Annotated in this window: 15 protein-coding genes; 6 read left to right on the forward strand and 9 right to left on the reverse strand. The window is 73.5% G+C overall.

The features are described from left to right. Positions 1-20: 20 nt before the first annotated feature. Positions 21-959 carry a glucosyl-3-phosphoglycerate synthase gene (locus BM051_RS16220; protein WP_243859572.1) on the reverse strand — a complete coding sequence of 313 codons (939 nt, stop codon included), beginning with the start codon at positions 957-959 and terminating at the stop codon, positions 21-23. 53 nt (positions 960-1,012) lie between these two features. On the opposite strand from BM051_RS16220, the gene BM051_RS16225 reads away from it, so the two are divergent. Continuing rightward, positions 1,013-1,687, forward strand: a complete 675-nt coding sequence (locus tag BM051_RS16225) for a lysophospholipid acyltransferase family protein (RefSeq protein ID WP_092531006.1) — start codon at positions 1,013-1,015, stop codon at positions 1,685-1,687. Between the two features lie 3 nt (positions 1,688-1,690). Here BM051_RS16225 and BM051_RS16230 read toward each other — a convergent pair whose 3' ends face one another. Further along, a complete protein-coding gene (locus BM051_RS16230; protein WP_092531007.1) occupies positions 1,691-2,551 on the reverse strand; it encodes an alpha/beta fold hydrolase in 861 nt (286 codons plus the stop codon). 71 nt (positions 2,552-2,622) lie between these two features. Here BM051_RS16230 and BM051_RS16235 point away from each other — a divergent pair, with 71 nt between their 5' ends. After that, complete coding sequence (locus BM051_RS16235; protein ID WP_092531008.1) at positions 2,623-3,621, forward strand: helix-turn-helix domain-containing protein; 999 nt, start codon at positions 2,623-2,625, stop codon at positions 3,619-3,621. Here the strand turns inward: BM051_RS16235 and BM051_RS16240 are convergent. From BM051_RS16240 to dapE, 3 genes are read right to left on the reverse strand one after another with little or no spacing between them, the layout of a single operon-like run. After that, entirely contained in the window at positions 3,611-4,147 is a 537-nt protein-coding gene (locus BM051_RS16240) for an LOG family protein (RefSeq protein WP_092531009.1), read from the reverse strand. The genes BM051_RS16235 and BM051_RS16240 overlap by 11 nt on opposite strands. Then, positions 4,147-4,920: an LOG family protein gene (locus tag BM051_RS16245; protein WP_243859573.1), complete on the reverse strand. Its 774-nt coding sequence runs from the start codon at positions 4,918-4,920 to the stop codon at positions 4,147-4,149. Before BM051_RS16245 ends, BM051_RS16240 begins: the two co-directional genes overlap by 1 nt. Positions 4,921-4,956: 36 nt before the next feature. Continuing rightward, positions 4,957-6,033: a succinyl-diaminopimelate desuccinylase gene (gene dapE / locus BM051_RS16250; RefSeq protein WP_092531011.1), complete on the reverse strand. Its 1,077-nt coding sequence runs from the start codon at positions 6,031-6,033 to the stop codon at positions 4,957-4,959. 36 nt (positions 6,034-6,069) lie between these two features. On the opposite strand from dapE, the gene BM051_RS16255 reads away from it, so the two are divergent. From BM051_RS16255 to BM051_RS16265, 3 genes are read left to right on the forward strand one after another with little or no spacing between them, the layout of a single operon-like run. Further along, positions 6,070-6,531: a hypothetical protein gene (locus tag BM051_RS16255; RefSeq protein WP_243859574.1), complete on the forward strand. Its 462-nt coding sequence runs from the start codon at positions 6,070-6,072 to the stop codon at positions 6,529-6,531. A gap of 31 nt (positions 6,532-6,562) precedes the next feature. Next, the gene (gene dapD / locus BM051_RS16260; RefSeq protein ID WP_092531013.1) at positions 6,563-7,555 is read left to right on the forward strand and encodes a 2,3,4,5-tetrahydropyridine-2,6-dicarboxylate N-succinyltransferase; all 993 of its coding nucleotides are present in this window, start codon (positions 6,563-6,565) and stop codon (positions 7,553-7,555) included. A gap of 9 nt (positions 7,556-7,564) precedes the next feature. Beyond that, positions 7,565-8,428, forward strand: coding sequence for a CHAD domain-containing protein (locus tag BM051_RS16265; protein WP_092531014.1), 864 nt, complete (start codon positions 7,565-7,567; stop codon positions 8,426-8,428). 235 nt (positions 8,429-8,663) lie between these two features. On the opposite strand, the gene BM051_RS28510 is transcribed toward BM051_RS16265, so the two are convergent. The 3 genes from BM051_RS28510 to BM051_RS16285 all read right to left on the reverse strand — a co-directional run bounded on the left by BM051_RS28510 (position 8,664) and on the right by BM051_RS16285 (position 10,359). Further along, complete coding sequence (locus BM051_RS28510; protein WP_341770808.1) at positions 8,664-8,765, reverse strand: DUF397 domain-containing protein; 102 nt, start codon at positions 8,763-8,765, stop codon at positions 8,664-8,666. Positions 8,766-8,859: 94 nt separating this feature from the next. Next, positions 8,860-9,696 (reverse strand): helix-turn-helix domain-containing protein, encoded by an 837-nt coding sequence (locus BM051_RS16280; protein WP_092531017.1) that lies wholly within the window; start codon positions 9,694-9,696, stop codon positions 8,860-8,862. Between the two features lie 285 nt (positions 9,697-9,981). Then, positions 9,982-10,359: a MarR family winged helix-turn-helix transcriptional regulator gene (locus BM051_RS16285; protein WP_092531018.1), complete on the reverse strand. Its 378-nt coding sequence runs from the start codon at positions 10,357-10,359 to the stop codon at positions 9,982-9,984. An 87-nt stretch (positions 10,360-10,446) separates the two neighbouring features. Between BM051_RS16285 and BM051_RS16290 the strand changes: the two genes are divergently transcribed. Continuing rightward, positions 10,447-11,907, forward strand: coding sequence for an MFS transporter (locus BM051_RS16290; RefSeq protein WP_092531019.1), 1,461 nt, complete (start codon positions 10,447-10,449; stop codon positions 11,905-11,907). 104 nt (positions 11,908-12,011) lie between these two features. On the opposite strand, the gene BM051_RS16295 is transcribed toward BM051_RS16290, so the two are convergent. Then, positions 12,012-13,424 carry an FAD-dependent monooxygenase gene (locus tag BM051_RS16295; protein ID WP_092531020.1) on the reverse strand — a complete coding sequence of 471 codons (1,413 nt, stop codon included), beginning with the start codon at positions 13,422-13,424 and terminating at the stop codon, positions 12,012-12,014. Between the last annotated feature and the right edge of the window lie 44 nt (positions 13,425-13,468).

Below are 13,468 nucleotides of genomic sequence, written 5' to 3' on the forward strand. Positions count from 1 at the left end.
CACCCCACCGGCGGGCGCGCTCAGCGACCGGGGCCGCGGGCGGCGAGCACCTCGTGCATCGGCGGCCGGTCGGCCACCTCGACGTCGGTGGTGTCCGGCAGCCACTCGCCGGCCACCTGGACGAACTGGGTCAGCGCGGCGGGGCCGGGCGTGTCGACGCCGCAGCGGGCCAGCGCGGTGCCGAGGATCTGCCGGGCCATCACGCCCAGCTGCAGCAGCGAGCGGTTGCGGTGCTTGCGAACGCCGAGGTTGACCTGGGCGAGCGCGGCGAGCCCGAAGCGGCGCTCGGTGTCGAGCAGCAGCCCGATCTCCACCCCGTAGCCGGGCGCGAACGGCACCGACTCCAGCAGCTCCCGGCTGGCCGCGTACTCGCCGCCGAGGGGTTGCACCAGGCCGGCCAGCTCGGGGCGGAGGGCGCCGAGCACCGGGCGGGCGAGCAGCTCGGTGACCCGGCCGCCGCCGGTGCCCTGCTCGGCGGTCTCCAGCCGCAGTGGGCGGCGGTAGAAGCCCTTCACCAGGTGCACGCCCGGCTCGGTGAGCAGCGGGCCGAGGAGGGTGGGCACGAACGCCGGGTCGGGGTCGACCAGGTCGGAGTCGAGGAACACGACGAGGTCGCCGCGGGTCGCGGCGAGCGAGCGCCACAGCACCTCGCCCTTGCCCGGCCGGGGGGCGAGGTCGGGCAGCACGTCCTCCCGGCGCACCACCCGCGCGCCGGCCGTCGTGGCCGCGGCCACGGTGCCGTCGGTGGAGCCGGAGTCCATCACCACCAGCTCGTCCACCAGCGACCCGAGCAGCGGGCGCACCGAGCCGACGACACCGGCCACGGTGTGCTCCTCGTCGAGCGCGGGCAACACCACCGACACCGTGCGCCCGCGCTTGGCCGCGCACAGCTCACCGGCCGTCCACCGTGGCGCCTGCCACGTCCGTCGGGCGAACCAGTCGCTGATCTCCGGGGTCACGCCGTCGATCGTGCCATGCTGGGATGTGGGACCCGACCCGGTGTGGAGGAGACGTGCTGCAGCTGCTGACCCGGTCGGTGCTGGGCCCGCTGGCGCGGGCCGTGTACCGGCCGGTGGTGTCCGGCGCCGAGCACGTCCCGGCGGAGGGACCCGTGCTGCTGGCCGCGAACCACCGCGCGGCGGTGGACACCGCGGCGCTCGGGCTGGTGTCGCCGCGGCCGGTGCGCTTCCTCGGCAAGGCGGAGTACTTCACCGGCCGGGGCCCGCGCGGTCGGGCGATGGCCGGCCTGGTGTCCGCGCTCGGGTACGTGCCGGTGGAGCGCGGCCACGCGAAGGCCGGGCTGGCCGCGCTCGAGGCCGCCCGACGGGTGCTCGAGGCCGGCGAGGTGTTCGGCATCTACCCGGAGGGCACCCGCTCCCGCGACGGCCGGCTGCACCGCGGGCACACCGGGGTGGCCGCGCTCGCGCTGGCGACCGGGGCGCCGGTGGTGCCGGTGGCGCTGTCCGGAACCGACCGGGTGCAACCGGTCGGCGCGCGGCTCCCCCGGCTGGCCAGGGTCGAGGTGCGGTTCGGCGCGCCACTGGAGTTCTCCCGCTACACCGGACTGGCGGCCGCGCCGGCGATCCGCCGCGCGGTCACCGACGAGGTCATGGCCGCGATCCTGGACCTGTCCGGCCAGGAGTACGTGGACACCTACCACCCGCGCCCGGAGCGCGACGCCGCCTGAAACCTACGGCTGGCCGAGCTCGCGGTGGAAGCGGCGAACCTCCTCGGCGAACGCCGCCGGGTCGTCCTCCGGCGAGAAGTGCCCCGCGCCGGGGATGAACCTGAGCTCGGCGTCCGGCAGCGCGGCGGCCAACTCGCGCGCCTTGTCCGCCGGGAACCAGGCGTCGTGCTCGCCCCACAGCAGCCGGGTCGGGACCGCCAGCCGGTCGAGCCGGGACACCAGTGGCGCCGCCAGGTCCTCGTCGTAGCGGGCGACCACCCGCCAGTACGCGGCCACCCCCTCCTCGCCGCGCCACGGCGCCAGGTAGGCCGCCGCCGTCTCCTTCGCCATCGGCCGGTGCGTGGTACGCGCCAGGTGCGCGGCGATCATCCCCTCGGCGACGTGGACGGGCAGCGCCCGCATCGTGCCGATGTTCTCCCTGGCCAGCCGGGAGAAGTCGGTGACGAACGGCGGGATCACGGCCGCGTCGGCGAGGACGAACGCGCCGACGTCGAGCCCCTCCAGGAGGTGCGCGCGCAGGGCGAAGACGGCCGCGAAGTCGAACGCCACGACCATGGGGGCGTCCAGGCCCCAGTGCGCGAAGAGCTCGGGAAGGCGGCGCGGCTGCTCGTCCCAGGAGATGTTCTGCCCCGCGAACCGGTCCGAGCGGCCGAAACCGGGCCAGTCGAACACGTACACCTGGTGCTCGGAGGCCAACGACGGGACCACCTTGCGCCAGATGTAGGACCAGTTCGGCGTGCCGTGCAGCAGCACGATCGGCGGGCCGGAACCGAAGACGTCCCAGTGAACGGTGCCCTGGGGCGAGTCGACGGTGCGGGACAGCGCCCAGCCGGCGGGGAATCCGGAGAGTTCGTTCGTCGTCATGAGGTCGATGCTGGCCGTTCGGGACCTCGTGCTCGACCGGCGCCGACGCCACGTTTCGTTAAGATCGCGCCATGGGCGGGGACGTGGGCGCGGCACCCCGGCGCACCGTGTCCGTGCTGGCCTACGACGGCATGTCCGCGTTCGAGACGGGCATCGCCATCGAGGTGTTCGGGCTGCGGTGGCCGGAGCTCGACACCGACTGGTACGAGTTGACCGTCTGCGCGGAAAGGCCCGGTGCGCTGCGGGTCCTCGGCGGCGCGACGCTGTCCACCCCGCACGGGCTGGACGCGCTGGCGAGCGCGGGGACCGTGGTCGTCCCCAGCGTCTCCGACGTGACCGCCACGCCGAGCCCGCGGCTGGTCGCCGCCCTGCGCCTGGCCCACCGCCGCGGCGCGCGCATCGTGTCGATCTGCTCAGGGGCGTTCGCGCTGGCCGCCGCCGGCCTGCTGGACGGCCGCAGGGCCACCACCCACTGGCGCTACGCGGAGCTGTTGCGCTCGCGCCACCCCCGCGTCGAGGTCGACCCGGACCCGCTCTACATCGACGACCACGACGTGCTGACCAGCGCCGGCTGCGCCGCGGGCCTCGACCTGTGCCTGCACATCGTGCGCACCGACTTCGGCGCGGCCGTGGCCAACGCGGTCGCGCGGCGGCTCGTCGTGCCCGCGCACCGCGACGGGGGCCAGGCGCAGTACATCGAGGCTCCCGTGCCGCCGGCCCCGGACGACGACCGGATCGCCACGTCCATGGCATGGGCGCTGGCCCACCTCGCCGAGCCCATCACCGTGCGCATCCTGGCCCGCCGAGCGGCCATGTCGCCGCGCAGCTACCTGCGGCACTTCACCAGGACCACCGGGACCACCCCGATTCGCTGGCTCACCGACCAGCGGGTTCGGGCCAGCCTGCGGGCGCTGGAGACCACGACGGCCTCGATCGACGTGGTCGCCCGCGGTGTCGGCTTCGACAGCACGGCCACGTTCCGCCACCACTTCACCAAGGCCATGCGCACGACGCCGTCGGCTTACCGCAGGGCGTTCCGTACCGGGGATTCGCCGGACGTCAGCCGGTGAACTTGTCCAACAGCACGGCGGGGTCGGGGTCGACGGCGATCAGGTCGCGGTTCTCCGGCCGGAGGAAGCCCTCGGTGACCATGTGGTCGACGAAGGCCACCAGCCCCCGGTAGTAGCCGTCGACGTCGACCAGCCCGATGGGCTTGCGGTGCAGCCCGAGGGTGGCCCACGTCCACACCTCGAACAGCTCCTCCAGCGTGCCGGCCCCGCCGGGCAGCGCCAGGAAGGCGTCGGACAGCGCGGCCATCGTCGCCTTGCGCTCGTGCATGTCGGCCACCACGCGCAGCTCGGTGAGGCCGTGGTGGGCCACCTCCCACTCGACCAGCTGCCGCGGGATCACCCCGTACACCTCGCCGCCGGCGGCGAGCGCGGCGTCGGCCACCACGCTCATCGTCCCGACGCTGGCCCCGCCGTAGACCAGCCCGATCCCGCGCTTGGCGAGCAGCCCGCCGAGCGCGGCGGCCGCCTCGACGTAGCCGGTGCCCCTGCCGTCGGCCGAGCCGCAGAACACGCAGATTCGCCGCATCAGTGGGTGTCCTCCCACGCCTTGTACGCGTCGAGCACCACCTGCACCGCGTCGTCGATGTCGTCGGTGACGTAGAGCAGCTCCGCGTCCCGCTCGCCGATCTTGCCCTCGCCCAGCACGGTCCGCCGGACCCAGTCGTGCAGGCCACCCCAGTACGCGCTGCCGAACAGCACCACCGGGAACTTCGTCACCTTCTTGGTCTGCACCAGGGTGAGCGCCTCGAACAGCTCGTCCAGCGTGCCGAACCCGCCGGGAAGACAGATGAACGCCTGCGCGTACTTGACGAACATCGTCTTGCGGGTGAAGAAGTACCGGAAGTTCACCCCGAGGTCGACCCACGGGTTGAGGCCCTGCTCGAACGGCAGCTCGATGCCCAGCCCGATGGACAGCCCGCCGGCCTCCGACGCGCCGCGGTTGACCGCCTCCATCGACCCCGGCCCGCCGCCGGTGATCGCGGCGAACCCGGCGGTGGCCAGTGCCGCGCCGATCCGCCGGCCGAGCTCGTACTCGGGGTGGTCGCGCGGGGTGCGGGCGGAGCCGAACACGGTCACCGCGCGCGGCACCTCCGCCAGCGCGCCGAAGCCCTCGACGAACTCCGCCTGGATGCGCAGCACCCGCCACGGATCGGTGTGCACCCAGTCGCTGGGGCCACGCGAGTCGAGCAGCCGTTGGTCGGTGGTGGAGTCCTCGACCTGCCGCTCCCGACGCAGCACCACCGGCCCGCGGTGCCGCTCCGGCGGGTGTTCCTGATCGTCGATCCCCTGTTCCGTCACGGCGCCCAGCCTAGAGTCCGCGCGGTGTGCGCGGGGTCACGGCGCCAGGAAGGCGCCCAGCACCTCGGCCACCCTGGTCACCTCCGCGGCGGCGATGTGCTCCTCCCGGGTGTGCGCCAGCGTCGGGTCGCCGGGGCCGAAGTTCACCGCCGGCATGCCCAGCGCGGCGAACCGGGCCACGTCGGTCCACCCGAGCTTCGCGGCGACCCGCCCACCGGCGGCGGCCACCAGCTCCGCGGCCGCCGGCGCGGCCAACCCGGGCAGCGCGCCGGCCGCCGAGTCCACCACGGTGAGGTCGTACCCGGCGAACACCTCCCGCACGTGCGCCTCGGCCTCGGCGGGGCCGCGGTCCGGCGCGAAGCGGTGGTTCACCGCGAGCACCGCCTCGTCGGGCACCACGTTGCCGGCCACGCCGCCGCTCACCCGCACCGCCTGCAGGCCCTCGCGGTAGGTGAGCCCGTCGATCACCGGAGTCCGCGGCCGGTACTCGGCCAGTCGGCGCAACGGCTCGGCCAGCGCGTGGATTGCGTTGCTGCCCATCCACGCCCGCGCGGTGTGCGCCCGCGCCCCCGCGCAGCGCAGCTCCACCCGCAGGGTGCCCTGGCAGCCGGCCTCGACCACGGCGTTCGACGGCTCCCCCACCACCGCCAGGTCGCCGCGCAGCCACCCCGGCAGGGTGCGCTCGATGCGGCCGAGGCCGTTGCGCGCGGCGTCGACCTCCTCGCAGTCGTAGAAGACGAACGTGACGTCGTGCCGCGGCGCGGGCACGGTCGCGGCGAGGTGCAGGAACACCGCGTCGCCGCCCTTCATGTCCACGGTGCCCAACCCGTGCAGCACCTCGCCGGCGCCCGACCCGGTGCGACGCAGCGGCAGGTTCTCGTTGACCGGGACGGTGTCCAGGTGCCCGGCGAGCACCACCCGCGACGACCGCCCGAGATGGGTCCTGGCGAGCACGGCGTCGCCGTCACGGACCACCTCCAGGTGCGGGGCCTGCGCCCGCAGCGCCGCCTCCACCGCGTCGGCGATCTCCCGCTCGGCGCCGGACTCGCTGGCGATGTCCACCAGCGCGGCGGTGAGCTCGACGGGGCCGGTGCGCAGATCGAGGATGGGCATGCCGGCACGGTACTGGCCGGTGCGTACGGTGGGGGCGTGCGCATCCGTGTAGCCACGCGTGTCGGGGTGCTGGCCGTGCTGCTGGCTGTGTTGTCGGCACTGTCCGGCTGCTCGAACGAGGCCGGCCCGGCCCCGAAGCACGCGCCGCGGGACCCCGGGCCCGAGGCGCTGCGGACGAAGCTCGCCGCGCTGACCGTCGACGACTGCTACCGCGCGCCCGAGGCGCAGGATCCCGCGGGCTGCGCGAAGTACGTCACCCAGCTCGGCAGCATCCCGGGCCGGGCGGAGAAGTACGCCGGGGACGCCCATCCCGAGCTGGCCGAGCACGGCAGGGCACTGGCCGCCGGGATCGAGTCCTACCGGCGGGCCCGGTGTGACCAGCCCGACACCGCGGGGCAGCCGGCCTGTGCCCAGGCGCTCACCGACATCGCCGCCGCGCTCGGCGCGGTCCAGGACGCGCTCGTCACCATGCTGGACGGTCCGGCGGCGTCCCGGTAGGTCCCGACAGTCGGCGGGTACGGTGTCGGCCGTGAGCGAGCTGAACCCGAACCCCGAGACGACCGGCGCGCAGGGCGTCGGGCTGGCCACCGTGACCGCCGACGGCGCCGTGCTGGACACCTGGTTCCCGCAGCCGAAGCTGATCGACGCCGGCGGTGATCTCAGCGGTGGCACCGAGCGGCTGGCCGAGGCCGACGCCGTGGCGGCGCTCGGCGAGTCGGTCCGCCCGCTGCTCGGCCCGGACTCCGACCGCGGGGTCGAGGTGGTGGCGGTGCGCACCACGGTCGCCGCGCTGGCGCAGGCCCCCGCCGACGCGCACGACGTGTACCTGCGGCTGCATCTGCTGTCCCACCGGCTGGTGCGGCCGAACGAGCAGAACCTCGACGGCGTGTTCGGGCTGCTGAGCAACGTGGTGTGGACCAACCACGGGCCGTGCCCGGTGGAGGGCTTCGAGTCGACCCGGCTGCGGCTGCGCGGGCGGGGCGCGGTGACGGTGTACGGGGTGGACAAGTTCCCGCGGATGGTCGACTACGTGGTCCCGGCCGGGGTGCGGATCGGCGACGCCGACCGGGTGCGGCTCGGCGCGCACCTGGCGCAGGGCACCACGGTGATGCACGAGGGGTTCGTGAACTTCAACGCGGGCACGCTCGGCGCGTCCATGGTGGAGGGTCGTATCTCGCAGGGCGTGGTGGTCGGCGACGGCACCGACATCGGTGGCGGCGCCTCGATCATGGGCACGCTGTCCGGCGGCGGCCGCGAGGTGATCTCGCTCGGTGAGCGCTGTCTGATCGGCGCCAACGGCGGGGCGGGCATCTCGCTCGGCGACGACTCGGTGGTGGAGGCGGGGCTGTACGTCACCGCCGGCACCAAGGTGGTGGTCGAGGGCAGGACGGTGAAGGCCCGCGAGCTGTCGGGGATCTCCGGGGTGCTGTTCCGGCGCAACTCCACCACCGGCGCGGTCGAGGCGGTGCCGCGCGACGGCAGGGGCGTCGAGCTCAACGCCGCATTGCACGCCAACGACTAGCCTGGCGGCGTGAACGGGCCGGTCCCCTCCGCACCACTCCCGGCGCAGGTGGACGCGCTGGTGGACGCGCTGCTGGCGCCCGAGCCGGGGGCCAGGGACGGCGCCGATCCTGAGGAGCTGCACCAGATGCGGGTGGCGGTGCGGCGGTTGCGCGTGCTGCTCAAGGTGTCCGGGGACCCGCTCGGGCCGGCGGTCGGCGGGGTGCGCCGCGAGCTGGGGTGGCTGGGCTCGGTGCTCGGCGAGGTGCGCGACCTCGACGTGCTGATCGAGCACCTGCGCGAGGTGGTGCGCGGCTTCGACGAGGTGGACCGCGAGCCGGGCGAGCGGCTGGTGGCGGAGTTCGGCGCGCGGCGGGAGCGAGCGCGGCGGCGGATGATCGCGGCGCTGGACGGCGACCGGTACCCGGCGCTGGTGCGGGACCTGCGGGCGCTGTCCGGAGGCGACGTGGCGGACCGGGGCCCCGGCGGTGATCTGGTCGCGGCCGTGCGCAGGTCGTACCGGAAGCTGTGCCGGGCGGTCGCGGCGTTGCCGGACGACCCGCCGGACGCCGACCTGCACGCGCTGCGGATCACCAGCAAACGTTTGCGGTACGTCGCGGAGGCGGCCCGGCGGGCGGCCGACCCGAAGCGGGCGCGGCGGCTGAAGCAGCTGGTCAAGGCGTGCGGCCGGCTGCAGGCGGTGCTCGGTGAGCACCAGGACGCCGTGGTGTGCGCGCGGCGGGTGCGCGAGGTGGCGGGCGACGACCCGGCGGTGTGCTTCGTGGCCGGCCGGATCGTGCAGCACGAGGCGGCGCGCCGGGCACGTGCCAGGGCCCGCTGGCCGGAGACCCTCGACGACATCCACGCCGCCGCGGCCGCCCTCGGCCTGGAGTAGTCGACGGCGTGGCGGTTTCGGCGACCTCGGCGCGTTCGAATACCGGGATCGCGTATCGCTCGAATCAGTTCTCGTTGCACGACCAGTACGGTGCGGAGGTGTCGATCAGCACCGAGGACGGAACCGTGCTGTCGCTGACTACCGGCTGCCATCCCACGGAGAGCGCCGTGCGACAGACCGGGCAGGCGAACTAGCCCGACGGAGTGGGTTGGTCACCGCGATCCGGTGGTGGGGATCAGGGGCGGGTGGCGCGGTCGGTGAGGGTGGCGAGGAAGGCGCGCCAGGCCCGTGGGGTGAGCCGGAGGTGGCCGGCGGTCGGGTTCTTGGAGTCGCGCACCCCACCTCCCTGGCGAAGGCCACCTCGACGCAGTCCTCTCTCGACTAGCTGTGGGAACTCGTTCGCCAGGTGTCGGGCGCGCGCATTGTGCTGCTCATTCGGGCCGGTCGTAGTCGTTTGCCACGCGGGCAAGGAACTCCCGGGACTGCCGCTCGTCCAGGGCCTCGTCCGCGAGTTGTCCGAGAAAGGTCCTCGTGCTGGCGATGTCCTCGCGATTTTCCACGAACAGGCCGGCCACGCGTGTCTCCGCGAAGAGCACCGAGCCGTGCGCCGCGAAGCCCATCAAGGTCATGTGCCCTCCACAGAGGTTGCCCAAGCCAGCGGAGGACGGAAGCACGCGGATCGAGACGTTCGGCCGCTCGGCGACGAAGCCCAGGTGGAGGAGTTGCTCGTTCATCATCCGATTGCTGCCGAGCTTGAAACGCAAGGCCCCTTCACAGAGATAGAAGGTGAACTTCGGTGCATTCCACCGGTAGAGCAGGTTCTGTCGGTCCCGTCGGACCTGAACCCGAATCGCGACTTCGGACTCGTCCAGGTCATCCATGGCATGCATGATCGCTCGGGTGTAGTCCTCCGTCTGGAGCAGCCCCGGGACGACGAACGGCGCGGCCGTGGCGAAGCTCCGAGCCGTGTTCTCGTGAAGGACAAGGGTGCTCAGCGGGGTCCGGCGAACCAGGTAGCCCTCCTCGGTCTCTCTTCCCAGGTGGAGGACCTCGGCGATGTCGTCGCTGGACTGGCCGCAGTGCGCGAGGTGGACGGTGATGCCCACCTCCGAGTAGCCGGCCAGCCCGGACTCCATCCGGGAGATCTTGGTGATGGAGAAGCCGGTGCGGTCGGACAGTTGCGCCAGGGTCAGGTCCGCGGCGACCCGGCGTTTGCGGAGTTGGTCGCCCACCTCGCGGCGGCGGGCATCGGAGAACCTGTCAGCCATGCGGACGAAACTAGCGCCGCCGACCCGGAAATCCCCACCGGAACGCGCCGGTTTCCACCCCAAAGAAGCACGCTTTGCGAACCGGGAAAAACCACGACCTCTGCCCGGTTTCCGGGCGTGGAAAACTACTCATCGCTTCGGTGGGTCGTACTCCTCACCCGACCCGAGTAAGGCCGCCGCCCGCGCGACCTGAAGGGCGCCCCATTCGAACAGTCACGGATCGTCCACCGCGAGGTTCCGCCGTTCGGACCATTCACCCCGAACGGCTCAGCGTCCCGGAACGGCTCAGCGCAGGGTGGCGGCGAGCACGGCGCGGTGGGTCTCCTTGGCCTCCCGGTAGCGCCGCCACCCGGCCTCGGTGAGCGCGACGAAGATCCCGCGCCGGTCCATCTCGCACATCGCCCGCTGGACCAGACCGTCCTTCTCCATCCGGGCGATCAGTCGGGACGCGGCGCTCTGACTCAGGTGCACGGCCTCGGTGAGCTCGGAGCCCCGGCACTTCCCCCGTTCGCGGCAGGCCAGCCATTCGAGTGCCTCGAACTCGCTGACCCCGATCCCGTGCCGTTGCCGCAGCTCGGCCTCGAGCGCCCCGCACACGGTCGCGTGGCGGGCGAGCAGCTCGCGCCACTCGGCCACCAGCTCGTGCTCGGCGACATTGCTCACGCGGAGGACCCTAACATGCAGAGACATCTTATGCAACCGGGTTAAATGCGTTGGCATTAGATGCACCTGCATGTAGTCTCCTGGTCCATGAGCTCTTCCACTCACCTGTCCACGACCTCGACCCGATGGGACGCGCGGCTCTGGGGTGTGCTGCTGACCGTGTCCCTCGTGGTCGGCCTCGACGCGCTCGACGTCTCGATGGTCGGCGTCGCCCTCCCGTCCATCCAGGCCGATCTCGGCCTGTCCACCAGCGCCCTGCAGTGGGTGGTCAGCGGCTACGTCCTGACCTACGGCGGGCTGCTGCTGCTCGGCGGCCGCACCGCCGACCTGCTCGGCCGGCGCCGGGTGTTCCTCACCGCGGTCGCCGTGTTCACCGTGGCCTCGCTGCTCGGCGGCCTGGTCGACGACGGCGTCCTGCTGATCGTCACCCGCCTGCTCAAGGGCATCGCCGCCGCGTTCACCGCGCCGGCCGCCCTGTCGATCATCACCACGACCTTCGCCGAGGGGCCCGCCCGCAACCGGGCGCTGGGGATCTTCGCCGTCTTCGGCGCCAGCGGCTACTCGGCCGGCCTGGTCTTCTCCGGCCTGCTCACCGAGGTCGGCTGGCGGTGGACCTTCTTCCTGCCGGTGCCGATCGCGCTCGTCGCGCTCGTCGCCGCCATCCGGGTCCTGCCGAAGGACCGGGGCACCGGCCAGGCCGGCAGCTACGACCTGCCCGGGGCGATCACCGGCGTCGCCGCGATGCTGCTGCTCGTCTACACCGTGGTGGAGGCCCCGGAGGTCGGCTGGGCATCGCCCCGCACGCTGCTCCAGTTCGTCGCCACCGCCGCACTGCTGGCCGCGTTCCTGGTGATCGAGACCCGCAGCCGCCACCCGCTGATCCGGCTCAGCATCCTCCGGTCCGGCCCGCTCGCCCGGGCCAACGCCGGGGTCACCGTGTTCTTCGGCGCCTACCTGGGCTTCCAGTTCCTGGTGATGCTCTACCTGCAGTCGGTGCTGGGCTGGTCGGCGCTGCAGACCGCGCTCGGCTTCCTGCCGGCCGCGCTGATCGTGGCGTTCGGCTCGCCGCGGATGGACCCGCTGATCGAGCGGGTCGGCACCGCCCGCACCATCGCCGGCGGCGTGGTCGCCCACGTCATCGCCTACACGCTGTTCCTGGTGGTCGACCGGGACGCCCCGTACGTGGTGGGTGTGCTGCCCAGCATGATCCTGCTCGGCGTCGGGTTCACCCTCGCGTTCGCCTCGTTCAACATCCAGGCCACGGCCGGCATCCCGGACGAGGAGCAGGGCCTCGCCGGTGGGCTGCTGAACACCTCGCTGCAGGTCGGCGGCGCGATCGGGCTAGCCGTCGTCACCGCGGTGCTCACCGCCAACGGCGAGGGCCGGACCGGGCCGGACGCCCTGCTCGCCGGCTTCACCCCGGCGCTGTGGGTGATCAGCGGCTTCGCCGTCGCCGGCCTGCTGATCGCGCTGACCGGCATCGTCCGCCGCCGGCCCCGCCGGGAGCGGGTGGAGGAGCCGGAGCTGGCACTGGCCGCCGCGGACTGAGCGTGGGGTGAACGGAAGCATCGGTGCGCGGCTCGCGTCGGGGGCGGGCCGCGCACCGGTGTGTTCAGGCAGGTGTTCAGGCGGTTGTGTTCAGGTGGTTGTGTTCAGGCGGCCGTCCAGACGCCGCCGACGTAGCCGTCGGGGCGCACCAGGACCCGGCCACCCTCGGTGACGTCGTACGCGGCGAAGGCGTGCCCGCCGACGTCCACCACCGACCGGCCGTCCGGCTCCCGCACCACCGGGTACACCCGGACGCCGGCCGCCCGCTCGGCCGGCGACACGCCGCCGAACGCGAGCAGCGTGGCGTGCGGGCCGCGGAACAGGTCGAACAGCCGGACCGGTGCGCCCGACGCGTCGCGTACCGGCGCGTCCGGGGCCCGGTCGCCGGGCCGCACCCGGCCCGCGGCGGGCGGGTCGGTCCGGTAGCCGAGGTCGAGCTGCCGCGTCCGCGCGTCGCGCTCGTGGGCGTCGGGGTCGCCCTCGACGTGCCGGCGGAGCAGCTCGGTGCTCAGCCCGAGCACCTGCGCCGCGACCGCCCTGCGCTCGGTCTCGTAGGTGTCGAGCAGCTCCGGCGTCCCGTCGGCGAGCTTCCAGCCCAGGTTGTGCGCGTCCTGCACCCCGGTGTTGAGCCCCTGCCCTCCGGTCGGCGGGTGCACGTGCGCGGCGTCGCCGGCGAGGAACACCCGGCCGACCCGGAACCGCGCGGCCAACCGCACGTTCGGCCGCCACACCGTCACCCAGGCGAGGTCGGTGACCCGAAGGTCGCTTCGCCCCGAGCACCGGTCGAGCAGATCCCGCAGGGTCGCCAGGCTCGGCTCGGCATCCCCGGCCAGCGGAGCGGCGAACTGGAAGTGCCGCCCACCCGGCAGCGGACTCAGCGCGACACCGGCCTTCGGGTCGTCGGCCGGCGCGAACCAGTACCCGCAGTCGTGGTCGAGCGCGTCCACCCGGACGTCGCCGAGCAGCATCCGGATCGAGGGGTCGGTGCTGCCCTCGAACGGCACGCCGAGTGCCTTGCGCACCGTGCTGCGCCCGCCGTCGGCGCCGACGAGGTAGGCGGCCCGGACCCGCTGCCCGCCGCCGAGGGTCGCGGTGACCCCCGCGGAGTCCTGGGTGAAGCCGGCGAGCTCGGTGCCGAACTCGACGCGCACCCCGAGCTCGGCCAGCCGGGCCCGCAGGATCGCCTCGGTCCGCGACTGCCCGAGCACCCGCGGGTTCGGGTACGGCACGTCCGGCGTCGGCTCCAGGACCGGCGCCATCCGACGCTCGCCGACGAGCTCGCCACCGACGTACGCCCGGATCGGCGCCGGGGGCATCCCCTCGGCGAGGACCGCGTCGAGCACGCCGAGGTCGTCGAACACCTCGAGGGTGCGCGGCTGCAACCCGTCGCCGCGCGACCCGGCGAACGGTCGGAGCGCCTTGTCGACCACCCGCACCGGCACCCCGCGCCGGGCGAGGTCGATGGCGAGGGTCAACCCGGTCGGGCCGGCTCCCGCGACGAGCACGTGGACATCCATGCCGCCTCCTTACTGAATCGTATTTCAGTGAACTGATATTCAGT

Origin of the sequence: Amycolatopsis arida, assembly GCF_900115565.1 — a bacterium.
In the GTDB taxonomy this organism is placed as follows: Bacteria; Actinomycetota; Actinomycetes; order Mycobacteriales; family Pseudonocardiaceae; genus Yuhushiella; species Yuhushiella arida.